We start from the raw sequence: 23873 nt of genomic DNA on the forward strand, positions 1-23873 counted from the left end.
CATATTGGAATGTAAATGTAATTACCGTCGATGCAATGCCAGCATTAGCAGATAGTCTTTAATAATCCATATTGGAATGTAAATTTGAAGAATACAGCGTAACTCTTTCAAAACTCTTGGGTCTTTAATAATCCATATTGGAATGTAAATGAGTTTAAAGAGGCTGTTAAAAAAGGTAGGGAAGATGCGTCTTTAATAATCCATATTGGAATGTAAATTTTTCGCTATTTAAGGGGTTTTGAGAGGTTGTTATGAGTCTTTAATAATCCATATTGGAATGTAAATCGTTTAAGATTTGTTATAACAATTCTATTGAGAAAGTCTTTAATAATCCATATTGGAATGTAAATTGGTATTCTACAACGTCTTTTATAGTAGCATTTTTAGTCTTTAATAATCCATATTGGAATGTAAATCAACCTTTCCCAGTTTGGGACGAATTGGGGTTCAAAGAGTCTTTAATAATCCATATTGGAATGTAAATGCCTGAAGAGATAGACTTTGAAGAAAGGTCTATCTCTGGTCTTTAATAATCCATATTGGAATGTAAATTTAAACGACTTTGCATGGAATATTGAGCATTTAATGTCTTTAATAATCCATATTGGAATGTAAATATTTCATGTTTTAATCGTTTTCAAACAGCTTTAATGTCTTTAATAATCCATATTGGAATGTAAATTAGCTAGAGAGATCAAGGTGCTTATCACCTTTAATAGTCTTTAATAATCCATATTGGAATGTAAATAATGAAGTAATTTTTTGGTACATTCAAAGAGGTTTCAGTCTTTAATAATCCATATTGGAATGTAAATTAATAAAGACATTTTCATTTTTGTATTGATATGTGAGTCTTTAATAATCCATATTGGAATGTAAATATTTAAAGCTTTAACGAATTCAAATACATCTTCCCAGTCTTTAATAATCCATATTGGAATGTAAATAACAGTATGTATGATTGGTATATACGCGCTGACGGTAAGTCTTTAATAATCCATATTGGAATGTAAATTAATTAAATCAGGATAATAAGAGTCTCTTAATTGGTCTTTAATAATCCATATTGGAATGTAAATAAAGGTGATGTAATTGGAATTGGAGAAACGGAAAGAGTCTTTAATAATCCATATTGGAATGTAAATTTTAATACAATCGTATATTTAAATATATCCATATCAAAGTCTTTAATAATCCATATTGGAATGTAAATGTAGTGCCAAGGCAAAAACCGTTGGATACAGAAACAGTCTTTAATAATCCATATTGGAATGTAAATTCTGGATTACAAGCTTATTTCAACAATGCAGTAACAAGTCTTTAATAATCCATATTGGAATGTAAATTTTTCAGGAGCTGTATAAGATATTGTTTTTGTTTCAAAGTCTTTAATAATCCATATTGGAATGTAAATGTTTTAGACAGAGGTAATTTTTCTCACGTTGAAGAAGAGTCTTTAATAATCCATATTGGAATGTAAATTCAAATTCTGTTGCTTTACCAAATTCAGGCATTATACTGTCTTTAATAATCCATATTGGAATGTAAATATATAAATATAATGGTAAGCTTATATTCCCGGTTGGGTCTTTAATAATCCATATTGGAATGTAAATCAACCACACCACAACCAAAAACATCGCTTTTTGGTAGTCTTTAATAATCCATATTGGAATGTAAATTATTATCATCTCCTTACTTTTTCATAAACATCATAGTCTTTAATAATCCATATTGGAATGTAAATAGATAAGCAACAAATGTTTTCCTGTTGAACCTGTTTGTCTTTAATAATCCATATTGGAATGTAAATGCTAGATACCCTATGCTTGAAGATTTAGACTATTAGTCTTTAATAATCCATATTGGAATGTAAATAATCACTCCCAGCACCCGCCCCTAAACATGCCCGGTCTTTAATAATCCATATTGGAATGTAAATAGTTGCGAGATTTTCTCGAGCATCCCACGCTCGAGGTCTTTAATAATCCATATTGGAATGTAAATTTGATAGACATCACTTAAAAATTCAATATTCCAAAAGTCTTTAATAATCCATATTGGAATGTAAATAGACAGGTAGCTTGGAGTATTATAAAAAATCCAAAGGTCTTTAATAATCCATATTGGAATGTAAATACTTACGAAGGTATTAATACATCTGCTGATGTTGCTGTTGGTCTTTAATAATCCATATTGGAATGTAAATTAAAACATATCTCTAAACATACATTATAGCTATAGGTCTTTAATAATCCATATTGGAATGTAAATCCAAAAGAAACTAATTGATAAGGGTTGATTAGAATAGTCTTTAATAATCCATATTGGAATGTAAATTTAATCACTACTGCAGCTTCTGGTCTTAACCCACCAAAGTCTTTAATAATCCATATTGGAATGTAAATGAGGGGTCAATAGACATGTAGATGCCTTGATAAGGGAGTCTTTAATAATCCATATTGGAATGTAAATGAAGGTAATTGTTTGCATCTAAAACCAATATAATCAATTAGTCTTTAATAATCCATATTGGAATGTAAATTTGGAGGCCATCAACTTTTGCCTCCAATGTGAGGTCGGTCTTTAATAATCCATATTGGAATGTAAATTGCAAGATTGTTTAAATCTTCATTAATGAATATTTCATTAGTCTTTAATAATCCATATTGGAATGTAAATATTTTCTTTTTTATATAAACTGATTTTATGTTGTTGTCTTTAATAATCCATATTGGAATGTAAATCCGCCAAAGTGAATATAAAATTATTTTTCTTATTAGTCTTTAATAATCCATATTGGAATGTAAATAAAAGCGATGTTTTTGGTGCTGGTTGTTTAGTTGCTCGTCTTTAATAATCCATATTGGAATGTAAATCGGAGACGGGAAGACGCTGAGAAGGTGGAGGAGAGAGTCTTTAATAATCCATATTGGAATGTGAATTAGTGCAAATATTTTGAAACTGAGGTTTTCGTTAAAAAAGTTCTGGAAAATTATGATATAATAAATAAAGAGAATTTTATTGTAAAAACTAATGCTCTATTTGGAAAAATTAAAACTGTGTTTATTGAAAAAGAAAAACGACTTGATAAAATTATGAAGAAAGAGGTTTTATTATGGAAAAGGAAATAGATGCTTTAACATATGCATATAGATATAATTCAGCAATAACAGATTATGAAGATGATCCATATTATGCTGAAGATGCAGCATATTTTCGTGAAATGGCAATGAGAAAATTGAAGAAAGTAACTAATCCTCGTATAAAAAAAGAGGCTACCAAAATAATTGAAGAAACAGATCAAATTCTAAAAAAAGAACGTAAAAATATAATTAGAATACTATCAGGTCTTTCTGATATAGACAAAAAAGAACTAAAATATTTAGAAAGAATATAACCTGTAAACTATATTCATACCTATTATTTTCATTACTATATAGAATTGATTGCAAATGAAATTAAATAGGATGGTGATAAAAATCAAAAAAATAAAATTATATGATTATGAAGAATATAAGGAAAATGCTTTTAGAAAAAATCCAAGGTTAAAAGAAGCTTATGATAGTCTTGAAGAGAAGTATAAAGCAATAAGTCAAGAGATAATTAATAATATGAATTTGGTTAAAAAGGATAAAGATATTTAAATGCGCAACAACTTGTTTCGCAATTTTCAATTTTGTTAATTACCAAATTAGGGCAACAAGCTGTTGCCCTGTTTATTAAAATCTTCCTCTTCCACCATGACCTCTACCTCTTGGTGCTGGTTTTGCATATGCTCCAGGTTGTGCTGGATATTGTGTCTGTGATGCATATCCTGTTCCTCTTGCTGAACCTCTAAAACCGTTTAATAATACTTCTTCTCCGTCTATTTTTGTTTCTGCTGGTCTAAAGATTTTTTCTCCATTTATTTCCACCGACCATCCTGTTACTTCCATTGTTTGTCCTATTTCTAAACTTCCAGCAAAATATGCATTTGCATGTAATTCTATTTCTTCTCCTGCTTCTGTTTTAACTTTTATTTCCAATAATCCTGGATAATCCTCATTTTCTTCTATTGATTCAATTACTCCAGTTACTGTTATCATATTTTCTTCAGTAAATAAATATCCACCTGGTACTCCTTGATAATTTTGATACATTGGTACTGTTCCTGACGTTTCTTGATATACCCTTGATGCATTTGCATTAAATGCAAAAATTGAACCTGTCATCAATCCACCTACTAATAATGCTGTTAATAATTTCTTCATAATAACACCTCCATAGTAATTTTGTTTTTTTATTTTTTGTTTTCCTTCCTGTCTTTCGATACTTATATATTAACCTTTAAAACTTAAAGAAAACTTAGTTTTCACTTAGAAATTCCTTAAAATTTTTACTCATTAAGAAAAAATTGGTTTTTTGGTTATAACTTATAATAATTCCGTTTAATTAAAAGTCATTATTAATAATAGCATTTTTTAATATCAAAAAAATATGTTATATTGTAAATAATGAAAAATTTCACGGAAGGAGGGTATCACATGAATAAATTAGCATTTGTAAGATTTGAATTATTACAATTTGATAGTGGGAGAAGTGTGTCTACTTCATGTGATAACCTCGCTCAAATAAAGGTCGATTGTTGTTGAATATAGACATAAAATTTGGGCTATGGTTATCACACCATAGCCCATTTTTTATATTTATCTACATAAAGGGCTATGGTGTATTTATACCATAGCCCTTTTTTATAAATTTTTCACAAAATTTAAGGAGGGGATTTTTATGAAAAAGTATAAGCATGATTTTTTGCTGAAAAACAAAAAAACATCATATTATGAAGGTTTTGACGTTATGGACAAGTTAAAAGATATTCTAATTGAACTAAAACGCTCACAGATTTAGGAGGTTATATCATGAAAAGTATTTTAAAATATGTTTCTCAACAGAAAAGATTTATTATTATTGCATCTTTATGCCTAATTGGCGGAGTATCAGCAGAGCTGATACTCCCATACCTGAATAAAATTGTTATAGATGACATTATCGTTGGTGGGAAAAGAAACTTATTATTTCCTGTTTTATCCGGTATATTTTTTATAACTATCTTCAGAGCATTAATGGGGTATTCTCAGGAATTTTTATTTGATTTTACTGGTTCTCAGATAAGCAAAAATATCAAAAACGACCTTTTTAAACATATTCAAAAGTTACCTTTTACCTATTTTGATAAAACTAACACTGGAGAATTAATGTCCAGAATAGGAGAAGATGTAGATAATATCTGGAATGCTCTTGGTTTTGGAATAAGTATTGCTGTTGAGTTTGCATTATATTTTATTCTTGGAAGTCTTGTTTTATTTTATTTAAACTGGAAACTCGCTTTAATTAGTTTAATTTCAGCTCCTGCTATTGCATATCTTGCAACTAAATTAGAAAATGAAATAGGAAAAGCATTTGATAAGATAAGCGATCAGGCTGCTGTGATAAATACCACAGCTCAGGAAAATATTTCTGGCGTTCGTCTTGTTAAAGCCTTTGCAAGAGAAAAATATGAAATCATGAAATTTTTAAAATTAAATAACGAAAACTATGAATTAAATCTTGAAAAATCTCGAATATGGGGCAAATATTTTCCCACAATTGAATTTCTTGGCAATGGCGCTTTAATACTAGTTGTAACTGTAGGTGGAGCTTTAGTAATAAAAGGAAATATATCTATTGGTACTCTTGTTGCTTTCAACGGTTATATGTGGATGATTGTATGGCCAATGCGACTAATAGGATGGCTTTCCAATATTTTTTCTCAAGCAAATGCTTCAGCTAAAAAAATAGAAAAAATTTTAAAGGAAGATACGGAAGATTTTAAAGGAATAAAGATTGAAAAATTAAATGGTGAGATTGAATTTAAAAATGTAAGTTTTAAATATGATAATGAATACATATTAAAAAATATAAATTTTAAGATTAAACCTGGAAAAACACTTGCAATAATGGGTCCAACTGGATGTGGAAAAAGTACATTAATAAGTTTATTATCCAGATTTTATGAAATCGATGAAGGTGAAATTTTAATTGACGGAATAAATATAAAAGATTTTTCTTTAAACACACTTAGAAAAAATATAAGCTATGTTTTCCAGGATACTTTTCTATTTTCAGATACAGTAAAAGAAAACATAAAATATGGAAATGACAATATTGATGATAAAGAAATAATAAGCGCCTGTAAAGAAGCACAGGCTTATGATTTTATTATGAAATTACCAGAAAAATTTGACACAATTATTGGAGAAAGAGGGCTGGGATTATCGGGAGGCCAGAAACAAAGATTAACAATTGCAAGAGCGCTTATAAAAAAAGCTCCTATAATAATTTTTGATGATGCAACTTCAGCTCTTGATATGGATACAGAATATGAATTATTAAAAAGTATATATTCAAAAGAACTACAAAACACAAAAATTATTATTGCTCATAGAATCTCTGCTGTAAAAAATGCCGATGAAATAATCTATCTTGATAATGGCGAAATCATCGAAAGAGGAACACATGATGAATTATTAAATATGAAAGGAAGATATTATGAAATTTATGCTGAGCAATTTAAGGACTTTGAGGATTTAATTGAAGATGAGGTGGTATAAATGAATTTAAAATTTGAAAAAACAAAAACTATTTTAAGAATATTTTCATACTTAAAACCGTTCTTTAAACAAACAATTATGGTTATTTTTCTTATGATTATAGTAATGGGTATTAATTTAATAAATCCCTATTTCTTTAAAATAGCTATAGATAAATACATTGCAAATAATAATCTCAACGGTTTAATAATAGTTGGAGTAGCTGTAATGTTTTTAAACCTGCTCTCACTTTTTATTTCAAGAATGCGCATTATATTAATGGGTAAAATTACAAATAAAATCGTTGTGAATATTAGACATGAATTATACGAACACATACAAAAACTTTCATTTTCCTTTTTTGATACTAAACCTGTAGGAAAAATTTTAGCACGTGTTGTGAATGATGTAAATTCACTTCAACAACTATTTTCTAATAGTATAACAAGTTTAGTACCTGAATTTTTAACTCTTGTTTTTGTAGCAATAATAATGTTTTCGATGAACTTTAAGCTAGCCCTTGCATCAATGATAATATTGCCATTTCTGCTTTTTGGTTTATTTCTAATTGAAAACATTAGTAGAAAACGATGGATGAATTATAGAAAAAACCGTTCTGAATTAAATGCTTTTACACATGAAGACATATCAGGAATTAGAATTATTAAATCGTTTACTGCTGAAAATAAAACAAATAAAAAATTCAGATTTTTAACTCAAAAAATGATGAATTCATTTGTTAATGCTGTAAAAATAAATGATTGGTTCTGGGCAATGGTTTTGGTTTCCTGGGGAATTGGAAGTGTTGTTGTATTTTATTTAAGTACCAAAATGATAGATTTAAATGAAATAACCGTTGGAACTGTTGTAGCTTTTATTGGTTATATAGGTATGTTCTGGAGACCTATTATGAATTTAAGTAATTTTTATAACTCGCTTGTTACCAATATTTCAGCAGCAGAAAGAATATTTGAGATACTGGATACTAAACCACTTATTGTTAATTCAAAAAATGCCAGAATTATGCCTGAAATAAAGGGAAAAGTTGAATTTAAAAATGTATATTTTTCATACGATAAAGAAATTATATTAAAAGACATGTCTTTTAAAGTAAATGCAGGAGAAACTATAGCTCTAGTCGGACCAACCGGCGCAGGAAAAACAACTGTAATTAATTTAATTAGCAGATTTTACGATCCCCAAAAAGGTAAAATATTAATTGATGGAATAGATATTAAAAACGTGGATCTTGAATCTTTACGCTCTCAAATGGGAATTATGCTGCAGGATACATTTCTATTTTCAGATACTATAAAAGAAAATATTAGATATGGAAAATTGGATGCCACAGATGAAGAAATTATCAATGTTGCTAAAGCTGTTCATGCTCACGAATTTATTATGAAATTAGAAAAAGGTTATGATACAAAAGTTAACGAAAGAGGTGTGAGATTATCAATTGGAGAAAGACAATTAATCTCTTTTGCAAGAGCCTTACTCGCAAATCCAAAAATCTTAATTTTAGACGAAGCGACATCAAATATTGATACACACACAGAAAAATTAGTACAAGATGGGATTAAAAAATTATTAAAAGGTAGAACATCATTTGTTATTGCTCATAGACTATCCACAATCAGAAATGCCGATAGAATATTTTATATTGATAATGGAAAAATCATTGAATCCGGGAATCATGATGAACTAATGTCTAAAAAAGGATTTTATTACAATTTATATCTTTCACAATTTAAGTTTCTTGAAATAGGTGCATAAACAAAAGTGGAACCTTAAAAATTAGAATATATTGTGATAATAAATGAGTTTATACTATAATTTAAGCCAGCCAGGATCAATCCTGGCTGGCTTTTTTATTAAGAATACGCTGTTAAATCAAGAAGCCCATGACCGGACAATGTAAATACAATAACCTTCTCTTCTTTATTTTCTTTTGCTTCAATTGCTTCCTTAATTGCACCAGCAATTGCATGGGAAGATTCAGGAGCTGGAACAATACCTTCTAATTTCGCAAACAATTTTGCAGCTTCAAAAGTTTCATCCTGTGAAAAAGCTACAGCATCTAAAAGCCCTTCGTGTTTTAACCTTGCAATAATTGGTGCAGAACCGTGATAACGTAATCCACCTGCATGAATCTTAGGAGGAATAAATTCTTTTCCCAGTGTATACATTTTCATTAAAGGAGTTAAACCTGCAGTATCGCCATTATCGTATCTATACTCACCTTCAGTTAAAGAAGGACAGGACTTCGGCTCACATGCAAGAAATTTAATATTATCATTAGAAAGTTTTTCTGGAACAAACGGCAAAATTGTTCCACCAAGATTGGAACCTCCACCGTGACATCCTATAACAACATCAGCACTTTCATTAATCTTTTCAAGCTGTTTCTTAATTTCAAGTCCTATTATACTCTGATGCAATAAAACATGATTTAAAACACTGCCGAGAGCATATTTTGCATTCTTTTTGGTAAATACAACTTCCAATGCTTCACTAATTGCTATTCCTAAACTACCTGGATTATCTTCATCCATTGAAATCATCTTTTTACCAAATTCAGTATCTAAACTTGGACTTGGAGTAACCTTACCATTAAAAAGATTAATAAGATGTTTCCTCATTGGCTTTTGTTCAAAACTTGTCTTAACCATATATACCTCTATGTTCAATCCAAATTTTAGACCTGCATAAGATAAAGCGCTTCCCCATTGTCCAGCACCTGTTTCAGTGACAAGAGTATCAACACCAGAAATTTTATTATAATATGCCTGAGGAATAGAAGTATTAGTCTTATGACTGCCGGTTGGAGAAACACCTTCATATTTATAATAAATCCTTGCAGGTGTTTCAAGGTATTCTTCAAGATTAGTTGCTCTAATAAGTGGTGTTGGCCTGAAAATTGCATATTCCTCTAAAACTGCATCAGGAATCTTTATATATCTCTCCTTTGTAACTTCCTGCTCTACAATTGGTTTTGGAAAAATTGCCTCTAATTCTTCTGGTTTCATTATTTCCTTAGTTTGTGGATTTAAAGGTGGATCAAGTTCAAATGGCAAATCAGCTAATGCATTATACCAGTATTTTGGCATCTCCTCAACAGACAAATAAACTCTTTCTCTTTTACCCATAAAACCAACCCCTTTCTTTCAAATTTGTAATTTAAAATAAAAAAACCGGATATCCAATTTGGATATCCGGTGACTGCCTACATTAATTAATAATCACTCGCTTTAATGCCTCATTTTTCCGAAGCATGACAAAGCAGTAGACACCCACCGGGCGTCCACCACCAATTTACGCTATTAAAATTTGTATTTACAACTATATTTCTATTATAATAATTTCCCATACACAAAACCTCTTTATAATAATTTTCATATATTATACTACAAAAATTTCAAAAAGTAAAGTCTTCCACCAAAAATAATGTATAATATATTATATTAAATATAAAAACTCATGAAAGGAGAAAAATGGAAAATGAAAATAAATACAGAAATAATAGATACATATTTAATGGAAAAAAATTTAAAAAAAATCTCAAACAATAAAATCTTTTCTCTTATTGAAAATGGAAAAATTTTATTTGAAGCACCTCCAGAGGAATCTTATCAAAAAATTAAAAACACTTATAATTTATTCAAAAATATCATTTTTTCATTTAAACCTTGTAATTATAATATATGGAAAAATATATTTGAAATATCTGATAATACAGATAATAGCTTCATTATTTTCCCAATCATTGGCGCTCCATCTCCCTACGAAGCAATGATAAGATATGATGAAAACGGAAATACTTTGATGATTTTCGATATATATTTACTTGGAAAAAATATTGACAATCTTCCAAAGTTAAAAGAAAATATATCCTTATTAATCACTCATGAATTAGCTCATTACTACATTCATCAAAGATTTCAATATCCACAAAAAATCGAAAATCAATTAAAATATTTATTTTTTGACGAGGGATTTGCACATTTTTTATCCTATTCAAATAACATAGAACAAATTAATTGGAACGAAAAAAAAAATATTAAAAAAAGAGAATATTCATATGAAATGTTAAAAGAAAAATTGAAAAATAAATTAGATAAAAATCTTTTAATAAAGGGAATTACAGCAAATAATTATTGGGATAAATATATTGCAATATCAGGAATGTTCGCCATTATAGATTTCTGGCATTCAAACAATAAAAAACTTGATTCATTAAAATTATTATATAAAAAAGGACCAGAATATCTGTGGAATTTCTGGGAAATCAATTATTTAACAAAAACTTGATAAAAAAACAGCGACGTTTTAATAAACGTCGCTGTTTTTTATGGCAGCCCCACGGGGAATCGAACCCCGACTCTCGGACTGAGAATCCGATGGACTAGCCGTTATCCTATGGGGCCATAAATTGCAATCCTATTATACCATAAAATTTTATATTTGTAAATATCATAAAGAACCTTGATCTTTAAAAATTGCTAAAAAGGTTAATAATAATATTTTTATATCGAGTAACAAACTTTTATTTTTTACATAATAAAGATCATATTCTGTTTTTATTTTATAATCCTCCAGGTTTGTTGTATATTTAAATTTAACCTGAGCCCAGCCTGTAATACCAGGATTTACCAAAAGACGATAATTATAAAATTCTATATTTTCCATGCACATATCATGAAATGAAATCATTTCCGGTCTTGGACCTATAAAATTCATATTTCCTTTTAATACATTAAAAAATTGTGGCAATTCATCAAGCCTTGTTTTTCTTAAAAACTTACAGAATTTATTAATATGATTATTGTGTATTGTTCTAAATTTATACATCAAAAAATTTTTTTCATTTTTCCCAACTCGAGTTTGTTTGAATATTACAGGTTTCCCTAACATAAAATAGTTTATGGTATATATTACTATTAATAATGGTGAAGCAATAATTAAAAATAATAAAGTTATAATTATATCAAGAAATCTATTTTCACTTTTTTCAATAAAAAATTCAGAATAATAATATTTGAATTTTTTTAATACAATTAAAGGAATTCTCTGTAAATATTTTTCAGCAATTTCAGGTAATATTTCTATAATATAACCATTCTTTTGTGCATCTTCTAACTCTTTTTTTATATAGTGTTCCAATGAAGGATCGGCAATTAAAATCCTATCAAAATACTTTAGGTTTTCTTTAAACGAGGTCGGATTCGGATTTAAATATCCGCCAAATTGCATTTTATTATTTGTTTTTAGTGTTATTTCATCTAATATTTTTTTAAAATCTTCCTTTTTACCAATTACAAGATATTTCATTTTAATCGCTCCTGAATTTACATTAAATAGGCTTCAATAAATATTTCACCGTAGTTTTCAATAATCCTAAATATTTAATAACCATTCAATAGATTCATCAGATAAATTTTGTTTTAATGTGTTTAAAACACCAAGTTGTTCAAAATGATTTATTAAAAATGTGCTATATTCCAATACATTAAAGAAATCAGATTGCTGGATATTTTTTCTTCTATATTCCAAAATCAATTCATCCATATCATCAATTACAAATTTCAAATCTCTTTTTATAATAATATCCAATTCTAAATCTATAAATTCAATACTGTTATTTTTTGATGAATATTTACCGAAGTCAATGTAAATCAAATAATCTTTAAGAGGTGAATTAAAAGCTGTTTTAAATGTGGTAAGCATTATTAATTTTTCAGGTATAACTAATCTTTTAATTTTTTCTATGGAATTATGATTATCAAGTGTTATCCACTTTCTTTCTATACCATAATAATTATCAAATTCCATTATTTCATCAATATTAACCTCTACTTTTCTTGTAGGTGAAACAAGAGTTTCTTTTTTTTCATTTAAATAGAAAATATAATCTTTCATTTTCATCTCTCCCTCTTAAACTAAAGTAAAATTAAGGTTAAATTTATTATAACATAAATGATTACAATCGTCAAATTTTTGAATTCATTACAATGATTTCTAAAATTAAAGAAAATGAGGTAAAATATAAATAATCTACGGATGTTGGAGGTGCCATATGATTCATTCATTATCAATAAAAAATTTTGGATTATTTAAAGATATTTCTGTTGATTTCTCCGAAGGGTTAAATGTTATAACCGGAGAATCTGGTGCTGGAAAATCCATGTTTATTAAAGCCCTAATATCATTATTAAGTGGTAATATACCAAAAAATTTGAGAGGAGAAAATGGATCTATTTCAGCTTTTATTACTGTTTCTGATGAAATAAAAAAAGAAATTGAAGATTTTTTAAATTTAGAAAATGACGAGATTATTTTAAATGTAAATTTCACCGAAAAAAGAGCTGTCTTTAGAGCTAATGGAACTATTATCCCAAAAAGTTTTTTAGAAAAAATTGGTTCATATGTTATGGAAGTTCATACTCAAGATTCCCAAGTATTATTAAGGACACCTTCATATCACAATTTATTGGCATATAATATACTAAAAAAGGAATTGAATTCTCTTATTGAAAAATATAATTTAAAATTTAAAGAATATACTACTTTAAAAAACAAAATGAGTAAAATTCCTGATGATCCTTCTGAAATTTATAGAAAAATTGATATATTAAAATACCAAATTGACGAAATAGAAAGCATTTCCCCAGAAGAAGATGAAGATGAAAAATTACGTGAAGAATATAAGAAATTAAGCAATATAGAAGAAATCAAGAATAAACTTTCGAAAACATTAGCTTTATTGAAAGATGAAGAAGAAAACATAGATGTTTTAATTGGAGAAGTTGTTGATGATTTATCTGATATTTCTGAATATGGATATTCTTCAGAACTCGATATTGCCGTTTCAATTCAGGATTTAATAAACGAATTATACAGTGAAGTTGAAAATAAATTATACGAAATTGAAAGTGACCCGGAAAAATTTGAGGAAATATCAAATAGATTAAGTGAAATCAATAATTTAAAAAGAAAATATGGGCCTACTCTTGAAGATGTTTTTGAACATTATAATTCATTTAAAAAAGAATTAGATGAACTTCTTTCATTGGAAAAGCTTATAAACGAATTAAAACCAACTATGGATAAAATAAAAAAAGAGCTATTCAAAATTGGCGAAGAAATAAGGATTCAGGGTGAAACAGTTCTCAAAAAAATCGAAAAATCCATTAAAACAGAACTCAAAAATTTAAATATGGAACATACAGAAATTAAGTTTGAATTTTCAAAATTAGAAGAACCTTCAAGATATGGAACATATAGTATAAGATTAAAAGCTAAAACTACTAAACAATCGCCATTACTACCTATTGAAAAAATTGCTTCAGGCGGTGAACTCTCAAGGATTGTTTTAGCTATAGAAAAGGCGCTTGGAGATATGCATATTGTCGAAACAATGCTTTTTGATGAAATTGATTCTGGTGTTGGCCAGAGAATGGCTGATATTATAGGTAAAAAATTAAAGGACTTTTCTAAAAACAAACAATTAATTGTAATAACACATATGCCTCAGGTTGCCAATTATGCCGATAAACATTTTAAGATTTACAAATACGAAGAGGATGGAATAACCTTCTCAAACTTAAAGGAATTAAACAAAGATGAAAGAATAGAAGAGATAAAAGAAATGTATGGTGAAATAGTATTTGAAAAAGAGGTGGAATAATATGAAAAGAGAAGATGTTATACAAAGAATAATCGAGGAAAAAGGGGTAACAGCTATTCCTATATTGATTGATATGATGGAAGACAGTGATGCTGAAACATATGAACTAATAATGGATATAATAGATATAATGGGTGCTGAAGCAAAAGAATACTTATTTAAAGAATTTTTAAAAAGATTCAATCAAAAAAATCTTGATGATGTAGTCATGTTATATTTAATAGACATCTTATCAGAATTAGAATGTAAAGAATTAGCCCCATATCTTGAAAGAATGCTCGAACTTTATTCTGATGAAAGAGCTTTTCCAATAATCATAGAGGCACTATTAAGACTAACAAAAGATGAGAAATATCTTGATATTCTTGCTACTTATTTAAACGATGAAGGCGAAATACAGGAATTGGCTGTTATGGCAATGGCTGAACTTCCTGTTAGCAAAAGCATTAACTATTTACTCAATAAGTATACTGAAAATATTTCTAAACAGCAAAAAGCATTAATTCTTGATTCTATACAAAAAATGTTGGTGAAAAATAAAGATTTATTACCTATAGTTAAAGAACATCCAGCAGGTGATGAAATATCAGAAATGCTGGAGTGGATGTTGAAATGAACAACCTTGAAACAATAGCAAAAGATTTATATCTTATGGGTTGTAATGTTTTAATAAACGAACCCATGTCTAAACACACAACATTTAGAATTGGGGGAAAAGTAGCATTATATGTTACTCCAAAAACAAAAAATATTTTTATTGAGGTTTTGAATTATCTTGATAAAAATAATATAGAGTATAAAATAATAGGTGGTGGTGCTAATTTAATTGTTAGCGATAAATTTCATGATTTTGTTGTTATAAGTACTGAATATATTTCTGGATATGAAATTGAAAATGAAAAAATTATTGCTGAAAGTGGAATTCCGCTTTCAAGATTGTCTTTTATTGCTATGGAAAACAGTTTAAGCGGAATGGAATTTGCATGTGGAATTCCCGGAAGTTTAGGCGGTGCAATATTTATGAACGCCGGTGCGTATGGTGGAGAAATGAAAAACATAATCGAAACTGTTGAAGTTTATGATCTAAAATCAAAAAAAATACTTTTTTTAGGTAATTCAAGCTGTAAGTTTGGTTATAGAACAAGTATTTTTCAGAAAAATAATCTGATTATTTTAGGGGCAACAATTGCATTAAAAAAGGGAATTCATGAAAAAATAAAACAAGAGATTTTTAATTTGTTGGAAAAGCGCTGGAGTAAACAACCTTTAGAATATCCAAGTGCAGGAAGCATATTCAAGCGACCAGAACCAACTTTTTATGTAGGCACCACAATTGAAAAACTCAATTTAAAAGGATTTTCAATTGGAGGAGCTCAAATTTCCGAAAAACACGGAGGTTTTATTATAAATAAAGAAAATGCTACTTTTGAAGATGTTCAGCAACTTATTAATCATGTAAAAAAAATTGTTAAAGAAAAATATAATAAAGACTTAAAAGTTGAACCGGAAATCTGGGAATAATTTTTCAAATGCTAAAAGGAGGGTTTTATGGTAATAATACTAAGAAAAATTATACAATCTTTTATTGAATTACCGGGTTTATTTGTTGCCCTTGTAATTCTCCTTTTATTAAAATCAAAGGAACAGAAAAATTTCAAAAAATATGTTATAATTGTCGCGGCTATAATTTACCTATTATCAATTCCATATAGTGCAAGATATATTACTCGCCCTTTGGAAGATTTATATCCACCAATTAACTATGAAAAAATAGATAAAAATATTCCTTCTATAATAGTAATTCTCGGTGGAGGTTCTATTCAAAACATTCCTGGTGAAGAAATAGGAGAATTATCTGATCAGGCTTTCAAAAGGGTTTTTAAGGGATATGAATTATATAAAAATACAAAATTTCCTATAGTCATTAGCGGTGGAAGTTTACCAGAAACTGATTATATACCAGAAGCATTAGTAATGAGGGAATATCTTGTAAGATTTGGGGTTTCACCATCAGACATATTTATGGAACCTGATTCGATGACAACAAAAGAAAATGCTATTTTTGTAAAAAACTTAATTGATAATATGAAATTAGAAAAGGTATATCTTGTTACATCGGCTATTCATTTACCACGTTCATATAAAATTTTTAAAACATATATAAAAAATGTTGAAATTGTTCCTGTTCCTTCGAACTATTTAGTTACCAGAGGAAAAGTTACATGGATAGATTTTAAACCTGATATATCTGCATTATATGCTAATGCGCTCGCATTTCATGAATATCTTGGTTTAATTTTCTTTTCAATAACAAAATAAAAATGGGGTGATTGTATATGAAATGTCACGGTTGCGGAGTTGAAATACAAACTGTTGACCCTCAAAAGCCTGGTTTTTTACCTGAACATGTTTTTGAGAAATTCCTTTCAAATGAAGAAGAAGCATTATGCCAGAGATGTTTTAAATTAAAACATTATGGCGAATTAATGCCTATGAAAATCGATATTAATTTCCTTTCTGAATTAAAAAAGATTATCAAGAATTTCGATACCGTTCTATGGGTTATTGATATAATTGATTTTGAAGGTACCTATGACAAACAAATACTTGAATTAGTAAAAGATAAAAATGTATTCTTAATCATCAACAAAGTTGATCTACTTCCCAAAAGCGTTGCTTTTGCTGAATTAAAGGATTGGGTATTAGAAAGAGTAAAAAATGACTTAAATATTAAAAAAGATAATATTCGTTTAATAAGTGCGAAAAAGAATTTTGGTATAAATAGATTGATGAAGATTTTAAAAGGGCAAAATATTAATAAGGCTATTGTTGTTGGCACAACAAATGTTGGGAAATCATCTTTACTTAATACAATAACAAATGTAAAAATAACAACAAGTTCATTCCCAGGAACAACTTTAGGAGTTGTAAGGAGAAAAATTCCTGATTATGGTATTGAATTATATGATACACCTGGAATTGAAACAAATAATAGATTTACAGATTTTTTTGACATATACACTCAGGTTGAAATGATTCCTAAAAGAACTATTAGCAGAAAAACATTTAAACCCGACGTTGGAAAAGTTATATTTATCAGTTCACTATTTAGATTTAAGATATTATCACCTGCTCATGATGATTTAAAACCAATATTCTTAATATTTGCACCTGAAAATATTTCTTTCCATCAAACCAAAGAAGAACGCGTGGAAGATTTATTGCAAAATAGAATAGGCGAAGTTTTATATCCGCCATATGAGAAAAATTATCCTTTAGATATTGAATATGAAAAGGAAATAGTGATGATTGAAGAAAACGAAGAGTTGGCATTGCCGGGCCTTGGGTGGATATCTGTAAGAAGAGGTCCTTTGAATATTGAAGTAGTAAAACCTAAAAATATAGAAATGGTAATAAGAAAACCTTTAATTTCTCCTAAAAAAGGAAATATTATTTAAATACGGAGGTGTATTATAATGAAAGTAAAGGAACCAGGCATTGTTGTTGGCGTTTCAAACAGACATGTTCATCTTTCAAAAGAAGATTTAGAAATTTTATTCGGTGAAGGATATGAATTACATCCAATTAAAGATTTAAAACAGCCAGGTCAGTATGCAGCTGAAGAAGTTGTTACTCTTGAAGGCCCTAAAGGAAAAATAGAAAGAGTAAGAGTTTTAGGTCCTGTTAGAAAAGAAACACAGGTTGAAATTTCACAAACAGATGCTTTCAAATTAGGAGTAACAGCACCTGTTAGAGATTCAGGAGACTTAGATGGAACACCTGGAATTAAATTAATAGGACCAAAAGGTTCAGTTGAAATTAAAAAAGGTTTAATTCTTGCAAAAAGACATATTCACATGTTACCAGAAGATGCAGAAAAATATGGCGTTAAAGATAAAGACCTTGTATATGTAATTGTTGATAAAGGAGATAGAAAACTTATTTTTGGTGACGTTTTAGTAAGGGTAAGTCCAAAATATGCTTTAGAATTTCATGTTGATACAGATGAAGCAAATGCTGCATTATTAAAAACAGGAGATGAAGTTAAAATAGTTGAATTATAAGAAGCCGGGTAAAACCGGCTTTTCTTTATTTTTATAGATTATTTTTTTAGAAAAACTCTTGACTATTTTATAAGTTTATAGTATAATAGACTGGGTTTGCAGGTGTAGCTTCAACAGGTTAGAGCGCTGCCTTGGTAAGGCAGAGGTTGTGGGTTCGAGTCCCATCACCTGCTCCATAGTAACACCCCGATTAATTCGGGGTTTTTATTTTATATTTTTATTTTTCTCTGGAGGAACATTTATGAAATCATGGGAATATTACAACAAAATAGCAAAAGAATATGATGAAATGTATGAGGATTCATACTGGCAAATGCATAATGCTGTTTCTGAAAAAATTATTTTTAATAATATAGATATTTCTAATGGAAAATTGCTCGACATTGGAGCAGGAACTGGTTTTTGGAGTAAAATTTTCCTTGATAACGGTTTCGATGTTTATGCCTTAGAACCTGCTGAAAATATGGTTAATATGCTTAAAGAAAGATTTAAAAAAACAAATTTAAAAGTTTTTAAAGGAATTGGAGAAAATTTACCTTTTGAAAATTCCTCATTTGATATTATAATTGCTATGGGAGATGTATTAAGCTATTCTGAAGATATAAACTTATTTATCTCAGAAGTATACCGTGTTTTAAAAAAAGACGGTATCTTTATTGGAACTGTCGATAATTTAAATAAATTTATCCTCGATGCTTTTTTTTCAAAAGAATTTGGTATAATAAAATCAATGGAGAAATTCAAAACTGCGAAGGTGGGGGTTTCAAATATAATGTCATTTAAATCTAACCTTTTTACTTATGATTCCTTATATAATCTTTTACACAAAAAATTTAAAAAAGTTGATATTTTCTCAATAATGCCATTTACCTGGGAATTTAATGAAGATTTCTCAAAATATTGGGCTGACGTATTAGAATTAGAATTGCATTTTTCAAAAAGTTTTTATGATACTGCTGAACACCTTTTATATATGGTTGTGAAATAATATGAGTAAATATAAATTACGTACCTTAAGAGAAAAAGCACTTGTTAAATTAGCACAAGCTGGAGATAATGAAGCATTAAATATGATCATTGCTAAATTCGAGCCAATGATCATATCTATTGCTTCTAAATATTTTGGTGCCTGGGCAGAATTTCAAGATTTAATGCAAATTGGTTATGTTGGATTAATTCAGGCTGTCTATTCATATAATGAAGAAAAAACCACCAAATTCTCTACATTTGCTTATCTTAATATTTCTTCTGAAATAAAATCTTTTATTACATATCTCAACAGAGAAAAAAATAAAGTTCTTTCTGATGCTGTAAGTATTGAATCAATGTTTGAAAACTATTCTGAAGATTCCGATTATTACTTTGAAGTACCTTCAGAAGTTGATCTTCATCAATCGGCTATATATAATTATATTTTTGAAAGAACTATAGATCAAATGAAAGACCTGGAAAAAGATATTGTAAAAATGTGGTTGGAAAATAATTCATACGATGAAATTTCACAAAATATTGGCGTTCCAAAGAAAAAGGTTGATAATACCATTCAAAAATTCAAAAAAATAGCAAATAGAGTAATGAAATATGTAAATAATACCATATCCAATGGAGGGACATTATGAAGTTCACACGCATTCTTTTATACATAGCAATATTGCTTTCAATAATATCTATTACATTATCAATTTCTAATGAATTTAGATATGCTAAATTCAAAAATTATATGGAAAGTATGTTCAATAGACAAAATGCCAAGGTAACTGACTCACTTTCACAAATGAATTTGAAACTATCAGAATTAGAAAAATATTTTGCTCCTAATGGCGTTGTTGAAAAATTTATAAACTATAAAACAAACCTTGAAAAACATCTAAGCGACCTTGAAAAACTTCTAACTCTAGCTCAGGAAGATCAGAATGTAGGATACTTTCAAATATATATTACCGGCTCAAGAGAAGTCTGGATAGGAATTAAAAATAAAAATAGCAAATATATATTTCAGGGAATGCTAAAACCAGGATTAAATCCTTATAAATTTTATTTTTTTAAAGATCCGTCTGTAAAAACCTCATATACAATTGATATACCTTATGACGCCAAAATACAAACAGCAAATCCAGATAATGTTTACTTTTTAATTCAAGAACCTGGCCAACGCAGATTAAAAAAAATGCCTTCTTCAAAGCTTGATAATATTTCAGAGGACCTAAACCTTTATATTCCAACAATAAGAGGTAAATAAAATTTGATATTTCACAAAAAATCTGGTATAATAAATGAGAAAGTTATCACTTGGGTAATAGGAGGGAAGATCATGGAATTCGATCATATTCAAATAGAGAAAAAATGGCAAAAAAAATGGTCCGATAAAAATGTTTTTAAAACGGAACAAAGGAATGAAAAAGAAAAATATTATGTACTCACAATGTTCCCTTATCCTTCAGGAACTATTCATGTTGGACACGTTAAAAATTATGTTATAGGTGATGTTGTTGCAAGATATAAAAAAATGCAGGGATACAATGTTTTGCATCCTTTTGGTTATGATGCATTTGGATTACCTGCAGAAAATGCAGCAATAAAACGTAACGTAAATCCTGGAGAATGGACATTTAAAAATATTGAAACGATTAGAGAACAGATTAAAAAAATCGGTATAAGTTATGATTGGGATAGAGAAATTGCTACATGTACAGAAGATTATTATAAATGGACACAATGGATATTCTTAAAATTATACGAAAAAGGACTTGCATACAAAAAACATGCAGCTGTAAACTGGTGTCCAAGCTGTAAAACTGTTCTTGCAAATGAACAGGTAGTTAATGGGAAATGTGAAAGATGTGGAACAGATATTGAAATGAAAAAACTTGAACAATGGTATTTCAAAATAACAGATTACTCTGAAAGATTGTTAAATGATCTTGAAAAACTTGAAGGATGGCCTGAAAATGTAAAAGTAATGCAGAAAAACTGGATAGGAAAAAGTGTTGGTGCTGAAGTTAACTTTAAAATCGACGGAACAGATAAAGAATTAAAAGTATTTACAACAAGACCTGATACATTATGGGGCGTTACATTTATGGCATTAGCTCCAGAATCACCACTCGTTGAAGAATTAACAACCCCTGAACAAAAAGAAGAAGTAGAATCATTCTTAAATAGAGTAAATAAAGAAGATAAATTTAAGAGAATTGCGCAGGGAGCTAAAAAAGATGGTGCATTTACTGGAAGTTATGCTGTTAATCCTGTAAATGGAGAAAAAATCCCTATATACGTTGCTAATTACATTTTATTTGAATATGGAACTGGTGCTATTATGGCTGTCCCAGCTCATGACCAGAGGGACTTTGAATTCGCTAAAGAATTCAATCTTCCAATTAGAGTTGTTATTACTCCAAAAGATAAAGAATTAAAAGCAGAAGATTTAGAAGAAGCTTTCACAGAAGATGGAATAATGATTAATTCCGACAAATTCAATGGAATGAAAAACAGAGAAGCTCTTACAAAAATTGTAGAGTGGCTTGAAGAAAATGGTTATGGTAAAAAAAGTATTCAATACAAATTAAGAGACTGGTTAATTTCAAGACAGAGATACTGGGGAGCACCTATACCTGTAGTGTATTGTGAAAAATGTGGAACAGTTCCTGTTCCTGAAAAGGATTTACCTGTAAAATTACCTACAGATGTAAAATTCGAACCTACTGGAAAAAGTCCATTGGCAACAAACGAAGATTTTATAAATACAACATGTCCAAAGTGTGGAGGTCCCGCACGAAGAGAAGTTGATACAATGGATACATTTGTTGACAGTAGCTGGTATTATTTGAGATATATTAATCCAAAAATGGAGGACAAACCATTCGATTCAGATGACGTAAATTACTGGCTTCCCGTAGATCAATATATTGGTGGTGTAGAACACGCTATATTGCATTTGCTTTACTCAAGATTTATAACAAAGGTTCTTCATGATCTTGGTTATGTTAATTTTGAAGAACCATTCTCAAATCTCTTTACTCAGGGTATGATTTACAAAGACGGAGCAAAAATGTCAAAATCTAAGGGAAATGTAGTTTCACCAGATGAAATGATAGAAAAATACGGTGCTGATACCTTGAGATTATACATGTTATTTATGGGTCCTCCTGAAAAAGATGCTGAATGGAATGATGCAGGATTAGAAGGTGTTGCAAGATTCATGAATAAAGTGTGGAATTCAATGACAAAGATCATTGAATTCTCAAAAGATGGCAATATTAATAATATCAACTTAACAACAAAAGAAGAGAAGAATTTAAGAAGAAAATTACATCAAATGATTAAAAAGATAACAAATGATATTGAAAAGAACTTCCAATTCAACACAGCAATTAGTGGTATGATGGAGCTTATTAACGAATTAAATGCCTATCTAAATTCTGTTCCACAAGAAAAATGGAATAAAGATTTACTTAAAGAATTATCTGAAGATTTTGTTATACTTATTTCACCATTTGCGCCACATCTTGCTGAAGAATTGTGGGAAATGATGGGACATGAAGATTTCGTGCTAAATGCACAGTGGCCTACAGTTGATGAAGAAGCTCTAAAAGTTGATGAAATTGAAATTGTTATCCAGATTAATGGAAAAGTTAGAGATAAAATGATTGTTGATGCATCTGCAAGCGAAGATGAAATAAAAGAAAAAGCATTTGAATTAGATAAAATTAAAAAATATGTAGAAAATGCAGAAATTAAAAAGGTTATCCTTGTAAAAGGAAAATTATTAAATATCGTTGTGAAAAATAAATAAATTTTTATAGGCAGGGGGTAATTATGAAAAATCCAAAAATACCTAAACCAACAATTAAAAGATTGGCAATATATTATAGATGCCTCGAAAACAAGGAAAGTGCTGGAATAAAAAAAACATCATCTAAAGACCTTGCAGAATCACTTGGAATAAAAGCAAGTCAAATAAGAAAAGACTTATCTTATTTTGGAGAATTTGGAAAACGCGGTGTAGGATACGATATTCCAAAACTAATGAAGTCAATTAAAAATATTCTTGGTTTACACAGAAGATGGAATGTAGCTATCATTGGTGTAGGTAATCTTGGTTCAGCTATTGCAAATTATACCGGTTTGGAACAAAATGGTTTCTTTATAAAAGCTGCTTTTGATAAAGATAAGAAAAAAATCGGAACTCAAATCGCCGCAGGAGTTCTTGTGTATGATATCAAAGAGTTAAAAAAAGTTTGTTCTGAAAAAAATATAGAAATCGCTATATTATCAGTTCCTGGTAAAACTGCACAAAAGGTTGCTGATCAGTTAGTTGAAACAGGAATAAAGGGAATTTTGAATTTTACACCTATAGCTTTACAATTGCCGGAAAATATTGCTGTTGAAAATGTTGATTTCACAGTTTCATTAAAGGCATTAACTTATGAAATTGTTTCTCAATATAAAGAAATATACGAAGTTGTCGAAGAAAACAATAATAATACTGAAGAACAATAAAGTCATTCAAAA

The 23873-nt window shown here is 28.8% G+C and carries 20 protein-coding genes, 2 tRNA genes and 1 CRISPR repeat array (1 of these 23 only partly in view); of the genes, 17 read left to right on the forward strand and 5 right to left on the reverse strand.

Going from position 1 to position 23873, the window contains the following annotated elements:
- Nucleotides 1-2945: direct repeats of the CRISPR family, unit length 30 nt; unit sequence GTCTTTAATAATCCATATTGGAATGTAAAT; it begins 277 nt to the left of the window's first position.
- Nucleotides 2946-3118: 173 nt separating this feature from the next.
- Both XO10_RS01775 and XO10_RS01780 read left to right on the forward strand, forming a co-directional pair.
- Complete coding sequence (locus tag XO10_RS01775) at nucleotides 3119-3400, forward strand: hypothetical protein (RefSeq protein ID WP_075780191.1); 282 nt, start codon at nucleotides 3119-3121, stop codon at nucleotides 3398-3400.
- Nucleotides 3401-3455: 55 nt separating this feature from the next.
- On the forward strand, nucleotides 3456-3647 hold the full coding sequence (locus XO10_RS01780; RefSeq protein WP_075780192.1) for a hypothetical protein: 192 nt from the start codon (nucleotides 3456-3458) through the stop codon (nucleotides 3645-3647).
- 75 nt (nucleotides 3648-3722) lie between these two features.
- On the opposite strand, the gene XO10_RS01785 is transcribed toward XO10_RS01780, so the two are convergent.
- Entirely contained in the window at nucleotides 3723-4253 is a 531-nt protein-coding gene (locus tag XO10_RS01785) for a hypothetical protein (RefSeq protein WP_175421054.1), read from the reverse strand.
- Between the two features lie 648 nt (nucleotides 4254-4901).
- Here XO10_RS01785 and XO10_RS01790 point away from each other — a divergent pair.
- Nucleotides 4902-6632 (forward strand): ABC transporter ATP-binding protein, encoded by a 1731-nt coding sequence (locus XO10_RS01790; RefSeq protein WP_075780194.1) that lies wholly within the window; start codon nucleotides 4902-4904, stop codon nucleotides 6630-6632.
- Nucleotides 6633-8387 carry an ABC transporter ATP-binding protein gene (locus XO10_RS01795; protein ID WP_014295811.1) on the forward strand — a complete coding sequence of 585 codons (1755 nt, stop codon included), beginning with the start codon at nucleotides 6633-6635 and terminating at the stop codon, nucleotides 8385-8387.
- A 98-nt stretch (nucleotides 8388-8485) separates the two neighbouring features.
- On the opposite strand, the gene XO10_RS01800 is transcribed toward XO10_RS01795, so the two are convergent.
- On the reverse strand, nucleotides 8486-9760 hold the full coding sequence (locus XO10_RS01800; protein WP_014295812.1) for a TrpB-like pyridoxal phosphate-dependent enzyme: 1275 nt from the start codon (nucleotides 9758-9760) through the stop codon (nucleotides 8486-8488).
- Between the two features lie 352 nt (nucleotides 9761-10112).
- Between XO10_RS01800 and XO10_RS01805 the strand changes: the two genes are divergently transcribed.
- Nucleotides 10113-10922: a hypothetical protein gene (locus XO10_RS01805; RefSeq protein WP_175421055.1), complete on the forward strand. Its 810-nt coding sequence runs from the start codon at nucleotides 10113-10115 to the stop codon at nucleotides 10920-10922.
- A 41-nt stretch (nucleotides 10923-10963) separates the two neighbouring features.
- On the opposite strand, the gene XO10_RS01810 is transcribed toward XO10_RS01805, so the two are convergent.
- From XO10_RS01810 to XO10_RS01820, 3 genes are all read right to left on the reverse strand, one after another.
- Nucleotides 10964-11038 (reverse strand) — tRNA-Glu (locus XO10_RS01810).
- Between the two features lie 46 nt (nucleotides 11039-11084).
- Entirely contained in the window at nucleotides 11085-11942 is an 858-nt protein-coding gene (locus XO10_RS01815) for a sugar transferase (protein WP_075780243.1), read from the reverse strand.
- A gap of 66 nt (nucleotides 11943-12008) precedes the next feature.
- Entirely contained in the window at nucleotides 12009-12530 is a 522-nt protein-coding gene (locus XO10_RS01820) for a DUF402 domain-containing protein (protein ID WP_041638434.1), read from the reverse strand.
- A 157-nt stretch (nucleotides 12531-12687) separates the two neighbouring features.
- On the opposite strand from XO10_RS01820, the gene XO10_RS01825 reads away from it, so the two are divergent.
- The 12 genes from XO10_RS01825 (at nucleotide 12688) to XO10_RS01880 (ending at nucleotide 23861) form a co-directional block, all read left to right on the forward strand.
- Nucleotides 12688-14298 carry a DNA repair protein RecN gene (locus XO10_RS01825; protein ID WP_075780244.1) on the forward strand — a complete coding sequence of 537 codons (1611 nt, stop codon included), beginning with the start codon at nucleotides 12688-12690 and terminating at the stop codon, nucleotides 14296-14298.
- A 1-nt stretch (nucleotide 14299) separates the two neighbouring features.
- The gene (locus XO10_RS01830) at nucleotides 14300-14914 is read left to right on the forward strand and encodes a hypothetical protein (protein WP_014295871.1); all 615 of its coding nucleotides are present in this window, start codon (nucleotides 14300-14302) and stop codon (nucleotides 14912-14914) included.
- Nucleotides 14911-15819, forward strand: coding sequence for a UDP-N-acetylmuramate dehydrogenase (gene murB / locus XO10_RS01835; RefSeq protein WP_175421056.1), 909 nt, complete (start codon nucleotides 14911-14913; stop codon nucleotides 15817-15819). The genes XO10_RS01830 and murB overlap by 4 nt, the downstream gene beginning before the upstream one ends.
- A gap of 27 nt (nucleotides 15820-15846) precedes the next feature.
- Nucleotides 15847-16617, forward strand: a complete 771-nt coding sequence (locus XO10_RS01840) for a YdcF family protein (RefSeq protein ID WP_175421057.1) — start codon at nucleotides 15847-15849, stop codon at nucleotides 16615-16617.
- A gap of 17 nt (nucleotides 16618-16634) precedes the next feature.
- On the forward strand, nucleotides 16635-17756 hold the full coding sequence (yqeH, locus tag XO10_RS01845) for a ribosome biogenesis GTPase YqeH (protein ID WP_014295874.1): 1122 nt from the start codon (nucleotides 16635-16637) through the stop codon (nucleotides 17754-17756).
- A gap of 18 nt (nucleotides 17757-17774) precedes the next feature.
- Nucleotides 17775-18362, forward strand: coding sequence for a phosphate propanoyltransferase (gene pduL / locus XO10_RS01850; RefSeq protein ID WP_014295875.1), 588 nt, complete (start codon nucleotides 17775-17777; stop codon nucleotides 18360-18362).
- 98 nt (nucleotides 18363-18460) lie between these two features.
- Nucleotides 18461-18538: transfer RNA gene (locus XO10_RS01855), tRNA-Thr, on the forward strand.
- Between the two features lie 65 nt (nucleotides 18539-18603).
- The gene (locus XO10_RS01860; protein ID WP_014295876.1) at nucleotides 18604-19350 is read left to right on the forward strand and encodes a class I SAM-dependent methyltransferase; all 747 of its coding nucleotides are present in this window, start codon (nucleotides 18604-18606) and stop codon (nucleotides 19348-19350) included.
- Between the two features lies 1 nt (nucleotide 19351).
- Nucleotides 19352-19981, forward strand: a complete 630-nt coding sequence (locus XO10_RS01865) for a sigma-70 family RNA polymerase sigma factor (protein WP_014295877.1) — start codon at nucleotides 19352-19354, stop codon at nucleotides 19979-19981.
- Nucleotides 19978-20601, forward strand: a complete 624-nt coding sequence (locus tag XO10_RS01870) for a hypothetical protein (RefSeq protein WP_014295878.1) — start codon at nucleotides 19978-19980, stop codon at nucleotides 20599-20601. Before XO10_RS01865 ends, XO10_RS01870 begins: the two co-directional genes overlap by 4 nt.
- Nucleotides 20602-20673: 72 nt before the next feature.
- Nucleotides 20674-23154: a leucine--tRNA ligase gene (leuS, locus tag XO10_RS01875; RefSeq protein WP_014295879.1), complete on the forward strand. Its 2481-nt coding sequence runs from the start codon at nucleotides 20674-20676 to the stop codon at nucleotides 23152-23154.
- A 23-nt stretch (nucleotides 23155-23177) separates the two neighbouring features.
- Nucleotides 23178-23861, forward strand: coding sequence for a redox-sensing transcriptional repressor Rex (locus tag XO10_RS01880; protein ID WP_014295880.1), 684 nt, complete (start codon nucleotides 23178-23180; stop codon nucleotides 23859-23861).
- The last annotated feature ends 12 nt before the right edge of the window (nucleotides 23862-23873 follow it).

This window comes from Marinitoga sp. 1135 (genome assembly GCF_013363245.1).
In the GTDB taxonomy this organism is placed as follows: Bacteria; Thermotogota; Thermotogae; order Petrotogales; family Petrotogaceae; genus Marinitoga; species Marinitoga piezophila.

What these genes read in the sequence shown, in the direction of transcription:
- XO10_RS01815 (WP_075780243.1), bottom strand. Translation starts at nt 11,942, where the DNA reads ATGAAATATCTTGTAATTGGTAAAAAGGAAGATTTTAAAAAAATATTA.
- XO10_RS01790 (WP_075780194.1), top strand. Translation starts at nt 4,902, where the DNA reads ATGAAAAGTATTTTAAAATATGTTTCTCAACAGAAAAGATTTATTATT.
- XO10_RS01860 (WP_014295876.1), top strand. Translation starts at nt 18,604, where the DNA reads ATGAAATCATGGGAATATTACAACAAAATAGCAAAAGAATATGATGAA.
- murB (WP_175421056.1), top strand. Translation starts at nt 14,911, where the DNA reads ATGAACAACCTTGAAACAATAGCAAAAGATTTATATCTTATGGGTTGT.
- XO10_RS01825 (WP_075780244.1), top strand. Translation starts at nt 12,688, where the DNA reads ATGATTCATTCATTATCAATAAAAAATTTTGGATTATTTAAAGATATT.
- XO10_RS01880 (WP_014295880.1), top strand. Translation starts at nt 23,178, where the DNA reads ATGAAAAATCCAAAAATACCTAAACCAACAATTAAAAGATTGGCAATA.
- XO10_RS01800 (WP_014295812.1), bottom strand. Translation starts at nt 9,760, where the DNA reads ATGGGTAAAAGAGAAAGAGTTTATTTGTCTGTTGAGGAGATGCCAAAA.
- XO10_RS01785 (WP_175421054.1), bottom strand. Translation starts at nt 4,253, where the DNA reads ATGAAGAAATTATTAACAGCATTATTAGTAGGTGGATTGATGACAGGT.
- pduL (WP_014295875.1), top strand. Translation starts at nt 17,775, where the DNA reads ATGAAAGTAAAGGAACCAGGCATTGTTGTTGGCGTTTCAAACAGACAT.
- XO10_RS01870 (WP_014295878.1), top strand. Translation starts at nt 19,978, where the DNA reads ATGAAGTTCACACGCATTCTTTTATACATAGCAATATTGCTTTCAATA.
- XO10_RS01840 (WP_175421057.1), top strand. Translation starts at nt 15,847, where the DNA reads ATGGTAATAATACTAAGAAAAATTATACAATCTTTTATTGAATTACCG.
- XO10_RS01820 (WP_041638434.1), bottom strand. Translation starts at nt 12,530, where the DNA reads ATGAAAGATTATATTTTCTATTTAAATGAAAAAAAAGAAACTCTTGTT.
- XO10_RS01865 (WP_014295877.1), top strand. Translation starts at nt 19,352, where the DNA reads ATGAGTAAATATAAATTACGTACCTTAAGAGAAAAAGCACTTGTTAAA.
- XO10_RS01830 (WP_014295871.1), top strand. Translation starts at nt 14,300, where the DNA reads ATGAAAAGAGAAGATGTTATACAAAGAATAATCGAGGAAAAAGGGGTA.
- leuS (WP_014295879.1), top strand. Translation starts at nt 20,674, where the DNA reads ATGGAATTCGATCATATTCAAATAGAGAAAAAATGGCAAAAAAAATGG.
- XO10_RS01795 (WP_014295811.1), top strand. Translation starts at nt 6,633, where the DNA reads ATGAATTTAAAATTTGAAAAAACAAAAACTATTTTAAGAATATTTTCA.
- XO10_RS01780 (WP_075780192.1), top strand. Translation starts at nt 3,456, where the DNA reads ATGAAATTAAATAGGATGGTGATAAAAATCAAAAAAATAAAATTATAT.
- XO10_RS01775 (WP_075780191.1), top strand. Translation starts at nt 3,119, where the DNA reads ATGGAAAAGGAAATAGATGCTTTAACATATGCATATAGATATAATTCA.
- XO10_RS01805 (WP_175421055.1), top strand. Translation starts at nt 10,113, where the DNA reads ATGAAAATAAATACAGAAATAATAGATACATATTTAATGGAAAAAAAT.
- yqeH (WP_014295874.1), top strand. Translation starts at nt 16,635, where the DNA reads ATGAAATGTCACGGTTGCGGAGTTGAAATACAAACTGTTGACCCTCAA.